Origin of the sequence: Microvirga soli (assembly GCF_016734765.1) — a bacterium.
GTDB lineage: Bacteria > Pseudomonadota > Alphaproteobacteria > Rhizobiales > Beijerinckiaceae > Microvirga > Microvirga soli.
The window spans coordinates 256,451-275,241 of record NZ_JAERQE010000004.1; the positions used below are offsets into that span (position 1 = coordinate 256,451).

Genomic DNA, 18,791 nt, shown 5'->3' on the forward strand with positions numbered 1-18,791 from the left:
AGAGAATCGTCCCTGTTAACGCCCTCGTAACCGCAACCTCTTACCGTCAGAGCATGTGTTGCGCCAGCAACGGTTCCTTTCAGAGAGCCGGGCGCAAGGGCCTAAAACCCAAGCGAAACAGGGAATTTTCAGCATGAATTCGGTTTTGACAGGACACCGAAAGGCATGGGCTCTCGTTGGTATCGTTGCGTCGTTTGCCATCACGGTCACCTCTCCCGCTGAGGCGGCGCGTCGCAAGGCACCTGCCGGAGGCGGTTACAGCCCCCCGAGCGCGTCCATCGTGGTCGATGCGAAGACAGGCAAGATCCTGCAGGGCGAGAACATCGATGCGCCTCGCATTCCCGCCTCCATCACGAAGGTCATGAGCCTTTACCTGCTCTTCGAGCAGATGGATCGGGGCCGGATTAGCCTCGATACCCCTCTGACGGTTTCGTCCTATGCCGCCAGCCAGCCGCCGACCAAGCTCGGCCTGCGCCCTGGCTCGACCATCGACGTCGACGACGCCATCAAGGCAATGGTCACCCTGTCGGCCAACGACGTCTCCGTGGTGGTTGCCGAGAACGTCGCCGGCTCGGAAGAAGCCTTTGCCCAGATGATGACCCGCAAGGCCCGGGAGCTCGGCATGAGCTCCACGGCCTTCTACAACCCGCACGGCCTGCCGCACGATCCGCCGAACATCACCACCGCGCGTGACCTGTCGATCCTCGGCCGGGCGATCCAGGACCGATTCCCGAAGTACTTCGCCTATTTCGAGACACGCTCCTTCCAGTACGGCAAGCGCACGATCCGCGGCCATAACCGGCTCCTGGGGAAGGTCGAGGGCGTGGACGGGATCAAGACCGGCTATACCCGCCTGTCCGGCTTCAACCTGCTGACCTCGGTCAACACCGCCAGCCGCAGCATCGTCGCCGTGGTGCTCGGCGGCCGCTCCGGCGCGTCGCGCGACCAGAAGATGGCCTCCCTGGTCGACGATCACCTGCCCCGCGCCTATGCCGGTGCTCGCATCGCCCCGCCGGTGGTCGAAGGCTCCGCTCAGCCCACTATGGTGGCCGAGGCTCCGGCTCCACGTCCGGTCGAGCCGGCTCCCACCCAGGCTCCGATCAGGATTGCGTCCGCCACGCCTGACGCTCCGATGGCCCAGGCCACGACACCCCAGCCTGCTCCCGAGCGCAAGCCGCTCGATCTGAACACCCTGCGCCCGGTGGTGGCATCCGCGACGGGTGCCAGCTCCACCACGACCCCGTCCTCCACCTCCTCAGTGCGCTGGCAGAAGGGTCAGGCACCGCTGCCGCTGAACGCCCAGGCCTATGCCGCCCTGCCTCCGCAGGCAGCTCCGGCCCAGATCCCGGCAGCACAGAAGGCTGCCCTGGTGGCCAAGATCGAAGCGACGCCTATCGAGCCGGCGCCTGCCGCAGCGGCTCCGACCAAGACCGCCTCGCTCAAGGTCGAAGCTCCCGAGCCGAAGAAGGCTGAGCGTCCGGCGGTGACCGGCTGGGTGATCCAGCTCGGCGCCACCGATGACGAGTCCAAGGCCAAGGAGATGCTCGATACGGCCCGCAGCCGCTTCGGCAAGCTGCTCGGCAAGGCCGCGCCGTTCACCGAGAAGGTGACCGTCGACGGCAGCACCCTCTACCGCGCCCGCTTCTCCGGCTTCTCGGAATCGGATGATGCTGCCAAAGCCTGCAAGCAGCTCAAGAAGAGCGGCGTGAACTGCTTCGCCTCCCGCGGCTGAGGCAGGATTGAAGGCCCCTGAGACGGTGCGTGTGTTTGCGCCGTCTCAGCTAAGATCACCGGATCGCGCGTGGAGTATCAGCGATGTCGGCCCAGCAGGACTTCTCTCGCCTCGTTGACGCGAGCCGCGAGGTACGCCGTCCCCCCATGGTCGGGGTGGAGCCTCTTCATCAAGGTTCGATGCGCTTTTCGGATCTCGTCGAGGCCCGCACCCGGCTGAAGCCCCAGGATCTGATAGGCTTCTTCTTTCGTCATTACGCCCGATTGCGCATGAGTGCGCGTCCGCGTGTCACGATCTCCCTGAGCGTCTTCACGCCAGCCGGCAAACCGGCGATCAAGATACGCCTCTAGAAGGGGAACACCCTGCGGATCGTGGGCGCTGCATTCGTCATAGAGACGGCGCAGGCTCCCCGGATCGAGGCTGGAGAGACGCCTCCCCGCGAAGGCCCCGACCAGAACGCTGCCCTCGACGGCTCCCGTGGCATGGTCGATCTCCATCTCGATCATGGCTGAACGGATGCGGGAGAAGCGGCCTGGCTGGGGCTGAAACCGGCTCCATGGCCCAGGAAGCTTAAGAACGTTCCAGCCCAGCGCCCATGCGCCGAGCCCGCCGATGAGGAGCGCAAGGCCGGGCTGGCCTTTGGCCCCTACCCACACGGCCGCGCCAAGAGCGGCCACTCCGCCTATCGTTCTGACGGCCTTCGCCAAAGCCTTCGGGTCGGTGCGCGTGTAAGTCTTGCCCAGCCACCACAGAAAGGCGACTGCGGCGATTCCGAAAAGAAGCATCATGGTTCTACGTCCCCACCCCAACATGTGGGTCGGGATGGGGCGGATGTAAATCGCCGCCTGAAACAATGCGGCAGGCGCAGGCTCACTCCGGACGAGCCGGAATGGCAAGGCCTCGCTGAACGGCCGGACGGGCCAGACCCCGCTCCAGCCACGCTGGCACCCGCTTGAGGCTCTCAAACTCGACCAATTCCCCAGCGCCGTAGAAGCCGATCAGGTTGCGCACCCAGCCCAGCAGGGAGATGTCGGCGATGGTGTAATCCTGGCCCATGATCCAGTCGCGACCTTCGAGCCGAGTCTCGATCACGCCCAGCAGGCGCTTGGATTCGTTGCGGTATCGCTCAAGCGGCCGCTTATCCTCGATCTCGCGACCGGCGAACTTATGGAAGAAGCCGAGTTGTCCGAACATCGGGCCGACCGCGGCCATCTGGAAGAACACCCATTGGATCGTCTCGTAGCGGCGCGCCGGCTCGGAGGGTAGAAGCTGACCGGTCTTCTCGGCGAGGTAGAGGAGGATGGCGCCCGACTCGAACAGGGCGAGCGGCTTTCCGCCGGGGCCGTTCGGATCGACGATGGCAGGAATCTTGCCGTTCGGGTTCAACGCAAGATATTCGGGGATCCAGGTCTCGTTCTTGCCGATATCGATGAAGTGAGGCTCGTAGGGCAGTACGGTCTCCTCCAGCATGATGGAGACCTTCACGCCGTTCGGCGTCGGTGTGGAATAGAGCTGGATGCGGTCGGGATTTTGAGCCGGCCAGCGGCTGGTGATCGGGAAGGCGGACAGATCGGCCATGGGAACTCCATCAGCGACATGAGTCGTGGTGGAGGGATGCTAGAGGGGCGGCAACGGCTTGCAACCGCGAAGCCGCTGCCGCCGATCAAGATTCAGTGCAGAAGGCGAACAGCACCGCGCTGGCTCTCGCGCTCCCAGGCCTGAACGACGATCCCGTTGATGCCTGAATCGTGCAGTCGGTCGCTCAGATCGATGAAGTGGCGCTCCGTGGCTTCCACGTCGAACTCGATCTGCTCGTCCTCCGACTGCTCCAGCTCGCAGGCCGCAAAGCGCTCGTAGGCCGCCGACATCTCGGCATAGGCGAAAGCGACCGGCAGGGTGCGGAAGATGGTGGAGAATTCTTCATCCAGCTCCCCGGTCGTCAGGTCGCGCATTTGGACGAGATACCCGTCGTCATGCTCACAGACCTCGTAACGCCAGTGCCGGCCTTCGGATGCACACATCAGCATCGGAACCTCCACTCAACTGAACTGCTGAGCCAATGCGAATCGCGCCAGCGAGGTTCCAGAAAGATCCCCAGCAAAAAAGTCTAACGAGAGACCCCGAATTCAGTCCGGACGCGGCCGCTGATCTTCACCTGTGTTCCGTTGCCGAGATCGATGAAGCCCTGCTCTGCCCTCACACCGCCTCGTCTTTCCCCCTTCGACCCACGGGGCGGGAGGGGCTCGTCGCATCCGGGCGGCAGCCGGACTTCCATGCCGGGCGGGAGGTGCGGCATGCGGCAATCCTTCGCAAGCGCCGGGCCAGCTGAGGCAATCAGCAGCAGGGACAAGATGATCGGGAGCTTCATCGCAACGCCTCCGCAGATTCACATAATTTAGAGAAGACCGAGTTCTGCCAGTTCCCGGCGCATGTCCTCAGGCATCTTGGCGAGATCGCCAGCCTTCCCATCGATATCACGTGGGGCATCTTTAGCAACGAGGTAGCGCCAGCCTTGGAACGGCCTGTAGGGCCTCGGCTCCACGGCAACCACCTTGGGGTCCAGCACCAGCCGGCAGCGCCCGATGCCTTCTCCATCCGTAAAGGGTCGGACGTCGAGAAGCGCCTGCCGGGCCGCCACATGGCCTTTGATGACCCAATATAGCGAGCCGCCGCCCAGAAGCTCTTCCACGCGCTTGGGCACCATGCGGGTCGTGTGCGTCTGCTCGTAGTCGCGCCCCAGCCTTTGATGAAGCGCACGGTTCTCCTCGATCCATTCCTCGAGATCGGTGATGGAGTCGCAGCCGACACAGAGTTTGATCAGGTGAAGAGCCATGTTCGCTTTCAACCATGCGCCTGCAGGATCGGAAATCCGGCGATGCGCCGCAGGTTAGTCCTCCGTCTTGAGCACGATCAGACGCGCGCCTTCCGCCACCTGCGCACCCGGTTCGGCGGCGATCTCCGCCACCTCTGCATCGGACGGCGCCACAAGCACATGCTCCATCTTCATCGCCTCGACGATGGCGAGGCGCTGCCCCTTTTCGACCCTATCACCGGGCTGCACGAATACCGCAATCAGTTTGCCGTGCATGGGAGCTTTGATGGAGCCGCCCTCGTCCATGTGTTCGAGATCCACATCGAAGGGATCATAAGGCTGCACCAGTGTCTGGCGCCCATTGCGCAGGATGTAGACGCCGTGCGGTGCCTCGACCTCCCGGTCGATCTCCTCATCGGCCCAGGGGTCGCTCTCGCCGAAAGCCACCGTGCTTGCGCCGTGATGTTCCGGGCTGAAGACCTCGCGCGCATCCACCTGCTCGCCATCGACGAGAAGCGGCACGCCGACGCTGCGGGCGCCGAGCAGCTGGAAGCCATCCGGGCTCGACCAGGGAGAGGAAGGCTCGTCGCTCTTCTGCAGTTCGGCCATGCGCAGCCGCTCGATCTCCCGCGAGATGAGCGCCGCCGCGCCGAACGACACGGCGACATCGTCGCGCGGCTTAGGCCCGACGCCGAGCGCGTCGAGATTGCGCTCGATGAAGCCGGTGTCGAACTGCCCTGCCCTGAACCCTTCCGCCTCACAGAGTTTTTTCAGGAAGGCCGCGTTGGTCTTCGGGCCGGCGACAATCGTCTGCCCGAGCGCCTCCGCCAGCCTGTCGAGCGCTTCATCACGGGTCGCGCCATGCGCAATGACCTTGGCGATCATCGGGTCGTAATAGGGCGTGACCTCCGCTCCGGCCTCGACGCCGGTATCGATGCGGATACCATCGCCTTCCGGGAATTCCAGGGCCCAGAGCTTTCCGGTCGAGGGCAGGAACTCCTTCTCCGGATCCTCCGCATAGAGCCGCGCCTCGACAGCGTGGCCATCGATGGTGAGATCCTCCTGATCGAAGGGAAGCTTTTCGCCGGAAGCCGCGCGGAACTGCAGCTCCACGAGGTCGAGCCCCGTGATTGCCTCCGTCACAGGATGCTCCACCTGCAGGCGGGTGTTCATCTCCATGAAGTAGAAGCGGTCCTGCCTCAGCCCCTCGCGGCCGTCGGCGATGAATTCGACGGTGCCGGCGCCCACATAGCCGACCGCGCGGGCGGCTTCGACGGCGGCCCGGCCCATCACGTCGCGCATCGCGGGCGGCATGCCGGGAGCCGGCGCTTCCTCGATCACCTTCTGGTGGCGGCGCTGGAGGGAGCAGTCGCGCTCGAAGAGATGCACCACGTTGCCGTGGCTGTCGGCAAAAACCTGGATCTCGATATGACGCGGCGAGAGGATGTATTTTTCCACCAGCACGCGCGGATCGCCGAAAGCGCTCGCGGCCTCGCGCTGGGCGCTCTCAAGCGCTGAATCGAAATCCGTTGCCTTCTCGACGCGCCGCATGCCCTTGCCGCCGCCGCCCGCGACCGCCTTGATAAGCACCGGATAGCCGATCTCATAGGCCTTCTGGCGCAGGAAGTCCGGATCCTGCTTGGAGCCATGGTAACCCGGCACCACCGGCACCCCGGCCTGCTGCACCAGGGCCTTGGCGGCGTCCTTGAGGCCCATGGCCTTAATGGCGGAGGCAGGCGGGCCAACGAACACGATGCCGTTCGCCGCGCAGGCCTCGGCGAACTCCGCCCGCTCGGACAGGAAGCCGTAGCCTGGATGGATGGAAGTGGCCTTGGTGCGCTTGGCGACCTCGATGATCCGGTCGATCTGGAGATAGCTCTCACGGGCGGGCGGCGGGCCGATGAGATGGGCCTCGTCCGCCATCTGCACGAAAAGCGCATTTGCATCGGCCTCTGAATAGACCGCGATGGTGCGCATTCCCAGCTGCTGGGCGGTGCGGATGATGCGGCACGCGATCTCGCCGCGATTGGCAATCAGGACGCTCTCGAGCATGTCCATCCCTTGTCTGATGTCCGTTCAGGTTTTGGGAAACCTAGCGCATCGTTCGAAAAAGTGGATCCGATTTTCACTCACGTGGCCCTTCGGGTCCGCTCCACACGATGCGCAAGTTATCCATTGAGCATCGTGTGGATCCCAAAAGCGCAAATCCACTTTTGGGTCCGGTGCTCTAGAGCAAACCTCAAGGGACTTGTCACGCGGGAACCGTCCAGAGGCCTCCGCCTCCAACAGGCTGGGTTCCCCTTTCGGCTTAAAGCGCCGCTCCCGATGCAACCTTGTGCAACTCTCCTCTTGCCGAGACGTTTGTTCCACGCTAGCTTCTTATTGCAAATAATTTGCAACTGCAGAAAGTGATCATGGATCAGCCGGCCCCCGTCTCCCTCGTGCAGAAGGCCGCATGGCGGCACTCTTCGGACTTGGCCTCCCTGCCGGAGGTCAACCGCTCAATCGCCGTGCGGCCGGGCTCGACGTGGCGGCGGGCGGCGGCCTTCCTCGGACCGGGCTACCTGGTGGCCGTGGGCTACATGGACCCGGGCAACTGGGCGACCTCCCTCGCGGGCGGGTCGAAATATGGCTACGCCCTGCTGTCCGTGGCACTGATCTCCAACATCATGGCGATCATCCTGCAGTCGCTTTGTGCAAGGCTCGCCGTGGCCACCGGCCGTGACCTCGCTCAGGCTTGCCGCGATGCTTACCCCCGACCGGTCGCCTGGGGATTGTGGCTACTGGCCGAACTCGCCATCTGCGCCACGGATTTGGCCGAGGTCATCGGCACGGCCATCGGCCTCAACCTGCTCTTCGGCATTCCGCTCGAGATCGGCGTCATCATCACGGCGCTCGACGTATTCCTGATTCTCTATCTGCAGAATCTCGGCTTCCGCTGGGTCGAGGCCTTCATCATCACCCTGCTCGGCGTGATCGCGATCTGCTTCGGCATCCAGATCGCCATGGCGGATCCCGACTGGTCTGGCGTGATCACCGGGTTCGCGCCGACGACCCAGATCGTCACTGACCCGGATATGCTCTATCTCGCGCTCGGGATCCTCGGTGCGACGGTGATGCCGCATAACCTCTACCTGCATTCCGGCATCGTGCAGACGCGCGCCTATGGGGAGACGCTGCCCGAGAAGCGTGAAGCCCTGCGGTTTGCAACGCTCGATTCCACCATCGCGCTGATGTTCGCGCTGACTATCAACGCCTCCCTGCTCATCTTGGCCGCCGCCGCCTTCCATGGAACCGGGCGCACCGAGATCGCCGAGCTCGGCGAGGCGCACACCCTGCTCCAGCCGATCCTCGGCAGCGCCATCGCCCCGATGCTGTTCGGCCTGTCGCTTCTGTGCTGCGGGCTGAACTCCACCGTGACGGCCACCATGGCGGGCCAGATCGTCATGGAGGGTTTCATCAACTTCAGGATGGAGCCCTGGATGCGCCGCCTCATCACGCGCGGCATCGCCATCATTCCGGCGGCGGCCGTCACCATTGCCTATGGCGAAGGCGGCACGGCGAAACTGCTGATCCTGAGCCAGGTGATCCTAAGCCTCCAGCTCCCCTTCGCGATCATCCCGCTGGTGACCATGACGGCCTCGAAAGCCAAGATGGGCGCGCTGGTCACCCCGCGTTGGCTCACCGCTTCTGCCGGCGTCATCGCGGTGGTGATCGTGGTGCTGAACGTGAAGCTGCTGGTGGATTTCGTGCTGGGGTAATAGGCGCCACACTGTCATTCCGGGGCGGCTCGTCACAGCCGAGGCCGGGAATCCATAAACACGACACAGACGAAAAAGGCGCTACGATCACCGTAGCGCCTTGCTTTATTAGGTTAGCGGTTATGGGTACCGGGCCTCGCTACGCGGCCCCGGAATGACAGTGGCTGCTATGCGTCCTTCAAACGCCCGAGCGCCTCTTCCATCTTCGCCTTGCGGCTCAGGGCCTCGTCGCGGCGCTCGCGCTGCTCCTCGACCACCTCTTCCGGCGCGCGCTTGATGAAGTCGGCGTTGCCGAGCTTCGCGTCGATCTTGCCGACCTCTCCATCGAGCTTCTGGATCTCCTTGGCGAGACGTGCGCGCTCAGCATCAAGGTCGATCACGCCCTCCAGCGGCAGGGCCGCTGTCTCGCCGCGGATGAGGAGCTGAATCGAGCTCTTCGGCGCGGCATCGGCGAAGGAGATGTCGGAGATGCGTGCGAGACGCTTCACGATATCGCCCCAGCGGCCGGCGCGTGCCTGCACGTCGGCGGAAGGCGCCACGAGAACCAGCGGGATCTGCGCGCCTGCCGGTACGTTCGTCTCGGAGCGGGCGGAGCGGATCTCGTTGACGAGGTCGACCACCCAGCCGATCTCGGCCTCGGCCTGCGTGTCGATGAGGTGATCGAGGCTCGACCATGGGCTCAACGCCAGGATCGCCTCGCGACGCGGGCCGTCCTCGCCCTTGATCGCCCACAGCTCTTCCGTGAGGAAGGGCATGAACGGGTGCAGGAGCTTGCAGATCTCGTCGAATATGAACGCGATCGTCGCGCGGGTCTCATTCTTCGCAGGTGAATCCGCGCCTTGCAGCACCGGCTTGGCGAGTTCGAGCGTCCAGTCGCAGAACACGTTCCAGACGAAACGGTAGGCCGAGAGCGCCGCTTCGTTGAACTTGTAGGCCTGAATGCCCGCGGACACCTCGTTGATCGCCTTGGCGCACTCGCTGAGCGCCCACTTGTTGAGCGTCTCCTTGACGGCTTTTGGGTCGAAGCCCTCGACGCGCCGGCACTCGTTCATCTCGGCGAAGCGCGCCGCATTCCAGATCTTGGTGGCGAAGTTGCGATAGTTCTCCACGCGCTGCACGGAGAGCTTGATGTCGCGCCCTTGGGCTGCCATCGAGGCGAGCGTCATGCGCAGGGCATCGGCACCGTACTGCTCGACCACGTCGAGCGGGTCGATGACGTTGCCCTTGGACTTCGACATCTTGGCGCCCTTCTCGTCGCGGACGAGGGCGTGGATGTAGACCGTGTCGAAAGGCACTTCGTCCATGAAGTGCAGGCCCATCATCATCATGCGGGCGACCCAGAAGAAGATGATGTCGAAGCCCGTCACCAGGGTGTTGGTCGGGTAGTAGCGCTTGAGTTCCGGCGCATCGTTCGGCCAGCCGAGGGTCGAGAACGGCCACAGGGCAGACGAGAACCAGGTGTCGAGCACGTCCTCGTCGCGCTTGAGATCGACGTCCTTCCCGTGTTTGGCACGCGCCTCGGCCCGAGCCTCTTCTTCGCTCATGGCCACGTAGGCATTGCCCTGATCGTCGTACCAGGCCGGGATCTGGTGACCCCACCAGAGCTGGCGCGAGACGCACCAGGGTTCGATGTTCTCGAGCCACTGGAAATAGGTCTTTTCCCAGTTCTCGGGCACGAACTTGGTCTGGCCCTTGCGCACCACGTCGAGCGCGCGGTCAGCGAGCGGCTTCACGTTCACGTACCATTGGTCCGTGAGGTAGGGCTCGATCACCACGTTCGAGCGGTCGCCGTGCGGCACCACGTGGGTATTCGGCTCGATCTGAACGAGGATCTCGCGCTCTTCGAGCATGGCGATGATGCGCTTGCGCGCCTCAAAGCGATCCAATCCATCAAGGGCGAGAACAGCCTTCAGTTCGTCCGTCTGAGCGAGCCCATTGAGGAAATCTTCGTTGCCGGAGAGCGCAAGCTGCGCCTCGGTACCGAAGATGTTGATGAGCGGCAGCTTGTGACGCTTGCCGACCTCGAAATCGTTGAAGTCGTGAGCCGGCGTGATCTTCACCGCGCCTGTGCCCTTCTCCGGGTCGGAATACTCGTCGGCGACGATCGGAATGCGGCGTCCGACCAGCGGCAGGATTACGTACTGGCCGATCAGGTCCTTATAGCGCTCATCCTCGGGGTGCACGGCCACGGCCACGTCACCCAGCATGGTCTCGGGGCGCGTGGTCGCGACGGTGATCGAGCGGTTCGGCATACCGTCGATGGCGTAGCGGATGTGCCAGAGATTGCCCTTCACCTCGACCTGCATGACCTCAAGGTCCGAGATCGCCGTCTGGAACTTGGGGTCCCAGTTCACGAGGCGCTTGTCCTTGTAGATCAGGCCCTGCTTATAGAGGTCGACGAAGACCTTGAGCACGGCTTTGGACAGGCCCTCGTCCATGGTGAAGCGCTCGCGCGACCAGTCGCAGGAGGCGCCGAGGCGCTTGAGCTGGCGCACGATGGTGCCGCCTGACTCTTCCTTCCACTCCCAGACCCGGTTGATGAACTCTTCGCGGCCGAGGTCGCGGCGCTGGATCTGGCGCTCGGCTAGCTTGCGCTCCACCACCATCTGGGTGGCGATGCCGGCATGGTCCATGCCGGGCTGCCAGAGCACATCCTTGCCCCGCATCCGCTCGAAGCGACAGAGGATATCCTGAATCGTGTTGTTGAGAGCATGCCCCATATGGAGCGAGCCGGTCACGTTCGGCGGCGGGATGACAATCGTGTAGGGTACGGCGTTCTTGCGATCCTCGCGGCCAGCCTTGAAGGCCTCGGCCTCCTCCCAGCGGGTGGCAATGCGTGCTTCGACAGAGGAAGGATCGAACGTCTTGTCCATCATGATAAGTACCGGCCTGTTGGCGCGAACAACGCGCAAGCAAGACGGCTACAAACCGGACCGACCGGCCGAAGTCAACAGAGGGGCTGAAATCTCAGCCCCGGCTGCGGGTCACCCGTTCGATTTCGGTTCGGACCAGGCGCTCGACCAGGGAAGGAAGATTGTCGTCGAGCCATGTCTTCAGCATCGGCCTCAACATCTCCTTCATCAGGTCCTCGACCGTCTGAGGCTGCGCGGGCCTGACCGTCTCGCTCAGGCGATCAAAGGCGCCGGACACCGAGGCGCTGGTCTCGCGGGAGAGGAGAACATCGGCAACCGCTGGGACAGGCTTGGCCGCAGCCTTCAGGACGGGCTCGGGCACGACAATCGGCTCGGGCTTCGGCTCCTGCGGTGCGCCATAGCCCTTCCAGTCGGAATCGGATCCTGCCTCGGAAATAAGATCGGCCAAAGCGGCATCCCCTCGGCTCCACGGGCCCAGAAGCGGTTCATTGGGGCTTGTGCCGACGAGGGGCGACACATGCAGTTCCGCAATGTCCAGCACGTTCTTCAGGGGTGAGGAACTCGGCTCCTGGGGCTCTGAGGGTGGCGGAACCTCCTGGTCGTCGGAGATGATCCGCCTGATGGAAGCCAAAATATCTTCCATCGAAGGATCGTTAACTTTCAGGCTCGATGAACCCATAGCCGCATCCAAATCAAAAACTTCAAGAATCACATTCTCATGAATGTTCGTTAAGTATTTTACTGAAGTATTAAGAAAACAAGCGGGGCCAGAACTTTTTGGTTCTGGCCCCGAAACTTATCAACGACCATCCGGCGTCGATGTACCGATCCAAAGATCTTTGACCTGATCGTAATGGACCTTCGGGCTGTAGTGATTGACCTTCAGGGCGAGGGCGCGGGAGTTCAGCCGCCCCATGGCGTTGACGAGGCTGTAGGAGGCAACCACCCGGTCGCGCTGGGCCTGGATGAGATTGACGCGCGCGGTGAGAAGTTCCTGCTGAGCGTTCAGCACGTCGAGAGTCGTGCGCTGGCCGACACGGGCCTCTTCGCGCACGCCGCTGAGTGCGGTTTCAGCGGCATCGATCTGCGCCTGAGCGGCTTGGATCTGAGCGCGGGCTGCCTCCAGGCGCCCCCAGGACGAACTCACCTGAGACCGAACCTGATCACGCACCAGATCGGCCTCAAGGCGACGTTGCCCGGCCTCTTCCTTGGCCTGACGGGTGGCGGAGTAAACCTGACCGCCCTCATAGATCGGCACCGTCAGCCGCGCGACGACGGAGGCCGACAGAGCACTGTCCCCAACCGCCTGGCGGTCGTAGCGCTGGTCGATTGATCCCGCGACGCCCAATTGCGGCGCAAGGGCGCCCTGGGCCACCTTCACCTGCAGTTCGGCCACATCCACGGCGTGCTGACGCGCCTTGATTGCCGGATGCTCATTCAAAGCGGCCTTTATTGCGGCGTCGACAGAGCGCGGCGTCAGTCTGTCCAAGGGGCGACCAGGCGCAAGCTGCTGCGGCTCGACACCGACGACTTGACGATACACCGCGATGCTGTTGCGCAGGTTGGCTTCGGCCAAGCTCGCTTCGGACCGGGACGCTGCAAGGCGCGCTTCCGCCTGGGCGACGTCGGTTCGGGTCACCTCACCGACATTGAAGCGGTCGCGGGTCTGCCGCAACTGCTCGTCGATGACCTCGACGTTGTTGCGCTGCAGGTCCAGGATGGCCGTATCCCGCAGGACGTCCATGTAGGCTGTCGCGGCATCGAGCAGGATGTTCTGCTCGGTCGTGTTCAGTTGTTCCCGCGAGCCGAGAACACCGGACTCCGCCGCGCGAACGCGGTTGCTGGTCTGAAACCCGTCGAAGATGGACTGGTTGATCTCAACGCCGAAACCGCGAGGGGTCGAGCGGCTTATGCTGCTTCCGCCCCCGAAAGGGGTGCTCGGCCTGCCCGTATCAGCTTCCGTGAAGGTCCGGCCGATGTCCGCCGTCCCATTGATCCGGGGGCGATAGCCTGATTTCGCCTGCGCGACGTCCTCGTCCCGGACCCGAACGCCAGCCCGCTGGGCGTTGATTTCGGGATTGTTGCCATAGGCGCGCGCCAAGGCACTGTCCAAGGTCTCCGCCGACACCCCGCTGGCGCCCGTCAGCACGAGCACCGAGGTCATGGCCCCAAAGAGCAAGCGATACGTCTTCTTGGAATTCTTCTCGTTCACGCGCACCTGCCTAGCGATCCAAGGCTGTCGACCGCCATCGACGCCATTTAGAAATCGTTCCGACTCAAAGCGCAACAATACCCATCGGAATCGAGTCGGCAACAACGCGCTGCGCCCAATTCCATTTTTGCGCCTGGGTGGCGCAAAAAAGCGACACCGCGAGCCTTAGAAATTAAGATCTTCGAAAGGATTAGAACCTGAAGCCCGGAGCCTGAACAAAGGTGCTGAGCAGAGGGGCGGCCGCCTCGAACAGGGTGCGCTCGCCGATGGCATCGCCTGTGCGCACATAGAGGGTCGCACGGGCTGCGCGCCCGCGACCCTTCACGCAGGCAAGACGTCCGCCTTCGGCAAGCTGCTGGAGCAGCGCCTCCGGGCGAACCTCGACAGCGCCGTTGATCAGAATGGCGTCGTAGGGAGCATTGCCAGCGTAGCCCTGTTCCAGAGGCCCCGCCACAACAGTGACGTTTCCTGCACCGGCCGCGCTCAGGCTCTGCCTCGCAGCGCCGGCAAGGGCATCGTCCGCTTCGAGCGCCGTCACCTGGGCTCCAAGTTCGTGGAACACAGCCGAGGCGTAGCCCCGTCCGCAGGCCACATCGAGAACGCGTTCTCCAGCCTCGATCCCGATAGCCTGGACCAGTCGTCCCAGGATCATCGGAGAGAGCATGTAGCGCCGCTCGGCACCCTCGCCGACGAGAACATCCTGGTCGATATAGGCAAGCTCTTCACGGCCTGGGAGCACGAAAAGCTCGCGCGGCACCGTGTCCATGGCGTCGAGAAGAGAGATGTCGTTCACATCGAAAGTGCGCAGCTGGCCATCAACCATGATACGGCGCGCTTGAGCGAAATCGACCATCGACAGTGCCTTTAGAATTTGTTGGAGGCCTCGCCCGGAATCGAACCGGGGTGCAAGGATTTGCAGTCCTCTGCGTAACCACTCCGCCACGAGGCCATCCGGGGCGTGCCGCGAACGCGACGGCTGCTCCATAGCAAGCGTCCCCTCAAAGAGCAACAGGGCCTTTTGAACTCCGGCACGCCAACAAGGGGGTTGCAACGCCTGAAACCCGTGCTATATGCCTCCCACCTCGCCGGGGAACGGTCTTTGAAGACACCACGGCGCTCAAGAAGCTCTAAAGATTAGCTTCTTTGGAGGGTAGGCTTATTCCGGCGTGGCGCAGCGGTAGCGCAGCGGACTGTTAATCCGTTGGTCGTAGGTTCGAATCCTACCGCCGGAGCCAACCTCCCCTCACTTCCCAATCAAAACTTGTCGATCTGCACACTCATCTGTCGCGCCTTCCAAGCGCGGCTGTATTGTGCCCGCATGAGCAGCGATTCACCCCCACCGGTTCTGGTCTGGTTCCGCGACGATCATCGCCTGAGTGACAACCCTGCCCTGTCGGCCGCAGCAGCCGCCGGGTCACAGGTTCTATGCTTCTATGTGCTCGATGACGCGTCCGAGGGAAGCCGCCCGCTGGGAGGCGCAGCCCGCTGGTGGCTCCATGGATCGTTGAAGGCGCTCGGCGATGCTTTGGAGCGCGCCGGCTCCAGCCTTCTCCTCCTGAAAGGCCCCGCCCTCACCGTGGTCGAGAGCGTGGTGCGGGCAACCGGCGCCTCTGCCATCTACTGGAACCGGCGTTATGGCGCGGCCGAGATTGCCGTGGACAGCGCCATCAAAGCACGCTTGGCTGATCGCGGGATCAAAGCCCACAGTTTCAATGGCCGGCTCCTGCACGAACCCTGGGAGATTACGAACCGGGCCGGCAAGCCTTTCCAGGTCTTTACACCATACCTCCGGGCCGTGAACGCCCGGTCCATCAAGCCTCCGCTTCCGGCCCCTCGATCATTGGCAGGCGGCGTCTGGGCACCGTCGATTCTTGATCAGGCCGTCTCGCTGACGGAACTCGACCTCGAACCCTCATCCCCTAATTGGGCTGGCGGCATCAGGCAGGAATGGCAGCCAGGCGAGTATGCCGCTCAGGCCCGGCTATCCCGGTTTATCGACACAGGACTGAGGGGCTATGCCGAGGGGCGGGATCGGCCCGGGCAGGAGGGGACGTCGCGCCTGTCGCCGCATCTGCGCTTCGGAGAGATCAGCCCGCGACAGGTTTGGCATTCGATTCTAAGAGCTGTGGCCGATGACCCCGGCCTGGAGCGGGATGCGGAGAAATTCCTAAGCGAGATCGCTTGGCGAGATTTCACCCACCAGCTGCTTCATTTCTATCCCCGTCTTCCGGATAGGCCACACAGCAGCCGGTTCGAGAACTTTCCCTGGAACGAGGATCGCCATGCTCTCAGAGCCTGGCAGAGAGGCCTCACCGGCTATCCCATCGTCGATGCCGGCATGCGCCAGCTCTGGCAGACGGGCTGGATGCACAACCGGGTGCGCATGATCACGGCTTCTTTCCTGGTGAAGCACCTGCTGACCGATTGGCGTCAGGGGGAAGCCTGGTTCTGGGACACGCTCGTCGATGCGGATGCGGCCAACAACGCCTTCAGCTGGCAGTGGATCGCGGGCTCCGGTCCAGATTCGGCCCCCTTCCACCGGATCTTCAATCCAGTGACCCAGGGCGAGAAGTTCGATCCCGAGGGGGATTACATCCGAACCTATGTGCCGGAGCTCTCGCGGCTGCCGCCAGCCTTCGTCCACAAGCCCTGGGAGGCTCCGCCCGGTGTGCTTCGTGGAGCGGGCGTGGCGCTCGGTGAGACCTATCCAGAACCTGTCGTTCCCCATGGCCCCGCACGCGAGCGTGCCCTCGAGGCCTTTCGCAGCCTGCGGGGCTTGTCATCGGAACCCTCCGTCTGACATCCAACGAAGGGAATGGCTTGACCCACCAGGGCCATTGCCGTCAGCATCGCCCCTCGCCTTTTTCCATATGTTGAGACGCACATGACCGCCACCGCACTGCTTTTCCGCGACGATGCCTATGCCACCTCCTGCGAAGCGCGGGTTGTGGCGACCACGCCGGAGGGCGGGGTCATTCTCGACCGCACGATCTTCTACGCTCAGGGCGGCGGGCAGCCGGGCGATGTGGGTACTCTCGTGACGGCCACCGGTGACCGGATCGAGATCACCAACACCGTCTATGGCGCGGACCGTTCGCAGGTGGCGCACTTGGTTGGAGTGGAAGCGGCATCCCGGCTGGCCGAAGGCGAAACCGTCACTGTGCAGCTCGACTGGCCGCGGCGTCTTAAACGCATGCGCGTCCACACGGCGCTTCATCTCCTCAGCGTCGTGCTGCCCTATCCGGTCACCGGCGGCTCGATCGGCGATGGTGACGGAAGGCTCGATTTCGATATCCAGGATGCGGGCCTCGACAAGACAGCGATCACGGACCAGCTGAACGCACTCATCGCCCGCGATGCGCCGGTCACGGAGCGCTGGATCACCGATGAGGAGCTCGATGCTAATCCCGGCCTCGTGAAGACCATGTCGGTGAAGCCGCCGCGCGGGTCCGGGCGGGTGCGTCTGGTGGAAATCGAGGGCATCGATCTTCAGCCCTGCGGCGGAACGCATGTGCGGCGTACGTCAGAGATCGGCCCGGTCGTCATCACCGACATCGAGAAGAAGGGCAAGCAGAACCGCCGCGTTCGCCTGTCCCTCGCTGAATAATGCTTTCACACGCTCAAAAGGAGTGGCCTATGTCCGAGCCCTTCGTGTCCACTGCCTGGCTGCAAGAGCACCTGAATGACCCGAACCTCGTGGTCGTCGATGGCTCCTGGTATCTGCCAACGCAAAACCGTGATCCGCAGGCCGAGTATCTCGCAGGTCACATCCCTGGCGCAGTCCGGTTCGACATCGACACCGTGAAGGACAGCTCGTCCTCCCTGCCCCACATGCTGCCTTCGCCCGAGGCATTTGCAAAGGCTGTCGGAGCGATGGGGATCAGCGAGAGCATGACCATCGTGGTCTATGACGGCGCGGGCCTTTTCTCGGCTCCGCGTGTCCGCTGGACGTTCCAGGCGTTCGGCGCACGCAACGTCTCGATCCTCGACGGCGGCTTTCCCGCCTGGAAGGCTGAAGGACGTCCGATTGAGACCGGGCCGGAACAGCCCCGTGCTCCTCGCACCTTCACACCGGCTTTCAACGCGTCTGTTGTTGCGGATGCCGCGGTCGTGCAGCAATCCTTGCAATCGAAGACAGCTCAGGTGGTCGATGCCCGACCGGCCAACCGCTTCCAGGGCGAGGCCCCCGAGCCGCGTCCTGGCCTTCGCATGGGTCATATCCCGGGCAGCCTCAACCTGCCCTTTGACCGGATCGTCGAGAACGGCCGCTTGAAGGACAAGAATGGACTTGAGAAGGCGATTGCCGAGGCCGGGATTGATCCCAGTCAGCCGGTGATCACCAGTTGCGGCTCCGGCGTCTCGGCCGCCATCCTTAGCGTGGCATTTGAGGTCGCAGGCCACCCGATCAAGGCGATCTATGATGGTTCCTGGGCTGAATGGGGCGCACGGGAGGATCTCCCCGTCGCGACAGGATCGGGAGCGAAGAGAGGATAATCCTCACAGAACACTCACCCCAATGCCATCACCGGCCTTGTGGCGGTGATCTCGATGAAGTGAGGCGCCACGCTTTTCCGACCGAGATAGCCAGGACAAGCCCAGCCATGACGTTAGGATGGGTAATCAACCCAAACAAAAAGGCCCGAGATATCTCGGGCCTTTTTGTATTCTATCAGCTCTGCCTCAGTGCAGGATCTGGGACAGGAAGAGCCTTGTGCGCTCGTGCTGCGGGTTCTTGAAGAACTCGTCGGGTGTGTTCATCTCGACGATCTGCCCGTAATCCATGAAGATCACCCGATCCGCCACCTGACGGGCAAAGCCCATTTCGTGCGTCACGCACAGCATGGTCATGCCCTCGTCGGCGAGCCCCACCATGGTGTCGAGCACCTCCTTGACCATTTCGGGATCGAGCGCCGAGGTCGGCTCGTCGAACAGCATGATCTTGGGGCTCATGCAGAGCGAGCGGGCAATGGCAACGCGCTGCTGCTGGCCGCCGGAGAGCTGGCCCGGATATTTGTTGGCCTGCTCCGGAATCTTGACCCGGGTCAGATAGTGCATGGCCACTTCCTCGGCCTCCTTCCGGGGCATCTTCTTCACCCAGATCGGCGCGAGGGTGCAGTTCTCCAGGATGGTCAGGTGCGGGAAGAGGTTGAAATGCTGGAACACCATGCCGACCTCCCGGCGCACCTCGTCGATGCGCTTGAGGTCGTCCAGCAACTCGACGCCATCGACGATGATGCGGCCCTTCTGATGCTCCTCCAGGCGGTTGATGCAGCGGATCATCGTGGACTTGCCTGAACCCGAGGGACCGCAGATCACGATGCGCTCGCCGCGCTTTACGTTCAGGTTGATGTCCCGCAGAACGTGGAACTCGCCATACCACTTGTGGACGTCGATCATCTCG

16 protein-coding genes and 2 tRNA genes are annotated in these 18,791 nt (G+C 63.3%); 6 read left to right on the forward strand and 12 right to left on the reverse strand.

Annotation, left to right across the window (positions count from 1 at the left end; genetic code table 11):
• The first annotated feature begins 133 nt into the window (after window positions 1-133).
• Window positions 134-1,732 carry a D-alanyl-D-alanine carboxypeptidase gene (locus JKL45_RS06530; RefSeq protein WP_201860298.1) on the forward strand — a complete coding sequence of 533 codons (1,599 nt, stop codon included), beginning with the start codon at window positions 134-136 and terminating at the stop codon, window positions 1,730-1,732.
• A gap of 77 nt (window positions 1,733-1,809) precedes the next feature.
• On the opposite strand, the gene JKL45_RS06535 is transcribed toward JKL45_RS06530, so the two are convergent.
• The 6 genes from JKL45_RS06535 to JKL45_RS06560 form a co-directional block, all read right to left on the reverse strand.
• A complete protein-coding gene (locus JKL45_RS06535) occupies window positions 1,810-2,520 on the reverse strand; it encodes a DnaJ domain-containing protein (RefSeq protein WP_201860299.1) in 711 nt (236 codons plus the stop codon).
• 82 nt (window positions 2,521-2,602) lie between these two features.
• Window positions 2,603-3,310: a glutathione S-transferase N-terminal domain-containing protein gene (locus JKL45_RS06540; protein ID WP_201860300.1), complete on the reverse strand. Its 708-nt coding sequence runs from the start codon at window positions 3,308-3,310 to the stop codon at window positions 2,603-2,605.
• A 92-nt stretch (window positions 3,311-3,402) separates the two neighbouring features.
• A complete protein-coding gene (locus tag JKL45_RS06545; protein ID WP_201860301.1) occupies window positions 3,403-3,759 on the reverse strand; it encodes a hypothetical protein in 357 nt (118 codons plus the stop codon).
• 80 nt (window positions 3,760-3,839) lie between these two features.
• Complete coding sequence (locus tag JKL45_RS06550; protein WP_201860302.1) at window positions 3,840-4,100, reverse strand: hypothetical protein; 261 nt, start codon at window positions 4,098-4,100, stop codon at window positions 3,840-3,842.
• Window positions 4,101-4,127: 27 nt separating this feature from the next.
• Window positions 4,128-4,565, reverse strand: coding sequence for a DUF1489 family protein (locus JKL45_RS06555; RefSeq protein WP_201860303.1), 438 nt, complete (start codon window positions 4,563-4,565; stop codon window positions 4,128-4,130).
• Window positions 4,566-4,619: 54 nt separating this feature from the next.
• The gene (locus tag JKL45_RS06560) at window positions 4,620-6,596 is read right to left on the reverse strand and encodes an acetyl/propionyl/methylcrotonyl-CoA carboxylase subunit alpha (RefSeq protein WP_201860304.1); all 1,977 of its coding nucleotides are present in this window, start codon (window positions 6,594-6,596) and stop codon (window positions 4,620-4,622) included.
• Between the two features lie 362 nt (window positions 6,597-6,958).
• On the opposite strand from JKL45_RS06560, the gene JKL45_RS06565 reads away from it, so the two are divergent.
• The gene (locus JKL45_RS06565) at window positions 6,959-8,305 is read left to right on the forward strand and encodes an Nramp family divalent metal transporter (protein WP_201860305.1); all 1,347 of its coding nucleotides are present in this window, start codon (window positions 6,959-6,961) and stop codon (window positions 8,303-8,305) included.
• A gap of 167 nt (window positions 8,306-8,472) precedes the next feature.
• Here JKL45_RS06565 and JKL45_RS06570 read toward each other — a convergent pair whose 3' ends face one another.
• The 5 genes from JKL45_RS06570 to JKL45_RS06590 form a co-directional block, all read right to left on the reverse strand.
• Window positions 8,473-11,181 carry a valine--tRNA ligase gene (locus JKL45_RS06570; protein ID WP_201860306.1) on the reverse strand — a complete coding sequence of 903 codons (2,709 nt, stop codon included), beginning with the start codon at window positions 11,179-11,181 and terminating at the stop codon, window positions 8,473-8,475.
• Between the two features lie 91 nt (window positions 11,182-11,272).
• Window positions 11,273-11,857 (reverse strand): DUF2497 domain-containing protein, encoded by a 585-nt coding sequence (locus JKL45_RS06575; RefSeq protein ID WP_376771005.1) that lies wholly within the window; start codon window positions 11,855-11,857, stop codon window positions 11,273-11,275.
• A gap of 120 nt (window positions 11,858-11,977) precedes the next feature.
• Window positions 11,978-13,390, reverse strand: a complete 1,413-nt coding sequence (locus JKL45_RS06580; RefSeq protein ID WP_376771006.1) for a TolC family outer membrane protein — start codon at window positions 13,388-13,390, stop codon at window positions 11,978-11,980.
• Window positions 13,391-13,580: 190 nt separating this feature from the next.
• Window positions 13,581-14,243 carry a protein-L-isoaspartate O-methyltransferase family protein gene (locus JKL45_RS06585; RefSeq protein ID WP_201860308.1) on the reverse strand — a complete coding sequence of 221 codons (663 nt, stop codon included), beginning with the start codon at window positions 14,241-14,243 and terminating at the stop codon, window positions 13,581-13,583.
• Between the two features lie 22 nt (window positions 14,244-14,265).
• Window positions 14,266-14,339: transfer RNA gene (locus tag JKL45_RS06590), tRNA-Cys, on the reverse strand.
• A gap of 211 nt (window positions 14,340-14,550) precedes the next feature.
• On the opposite strand from JKL45_RS06590, the gene JKL45_RS06595 reads away from it, so the two are divergent.
• The 4 genes from JKL45_RS06595 (at window position 14,551) to sseA (ending at window position 17,884) form a co-directional block, all read left to right on the forward strand.
• Window positions 14,551-14,625: transfer RNA gene (locus tag JKL45_RS06595), tRNA-Asn, on the forward strand.
• Window positions 14,626-14,708: 83 nt separating this feature from the next.
• Window positions 14,709-16,190 carry a cryptochrome/photolyase family protein gene (locus tag JKL45_RS06600; protein ID WP_201860309.1) on the forward strand — a complete coding sequence of 494 codons (1,482 nt, stop codon included), beginning with the start codon at window positions 14,709-14,711 and terminating at the stop codon, window positions 16,188-16,190.
• 84 nt (window positions 16,191-16,274) lie between these two features.
• Window positions 16,275-16,997 carry an alanyl-tRNA editing protein gene (locus JKL45_RS06605; protein WP_201860310.1) on the forward strand — a complete coding sequence of 241 codons (723 nt, stop codon included), beginning with the start codon at window positions 16,275-16,277 and terminating at the stop codon, window positions 16,995-16,997.
• Between the two features lie 29 nt (window positions 16,998-17,026).
• Window positions 17,027-17,884 (forward strand): 3-mercaptopyruvate sulfurtransferase, encoded by an 858-nt coding sequence (sseA, locus tag JKL45_RS06610; protein WP_201860311.1) that lies wholly within the window; start codon window positions 17,027-17,029, stop codon window positions 17,882-17,884.
• A 186-nt stretch (window positions 17,885-18,070) separates the two neighbouring features.
• Here sseA and JKL45_RS06615 read toward each other — a convergent pair whose 3' ends face one another.
• Complete coding sequence (locus tag JKL45_RS06615; protein ID WP_376771009.1) at window positions 18,071-18,787, reverse strand: amino acid ABC transporter ATP-binding protein; 717 nt, start codon at window positions 18,785-18,787, stop codon at window positions 18,071-18,073.
• Window positions 18,788-18,791 lie beyond the last annotated feature (4 nt).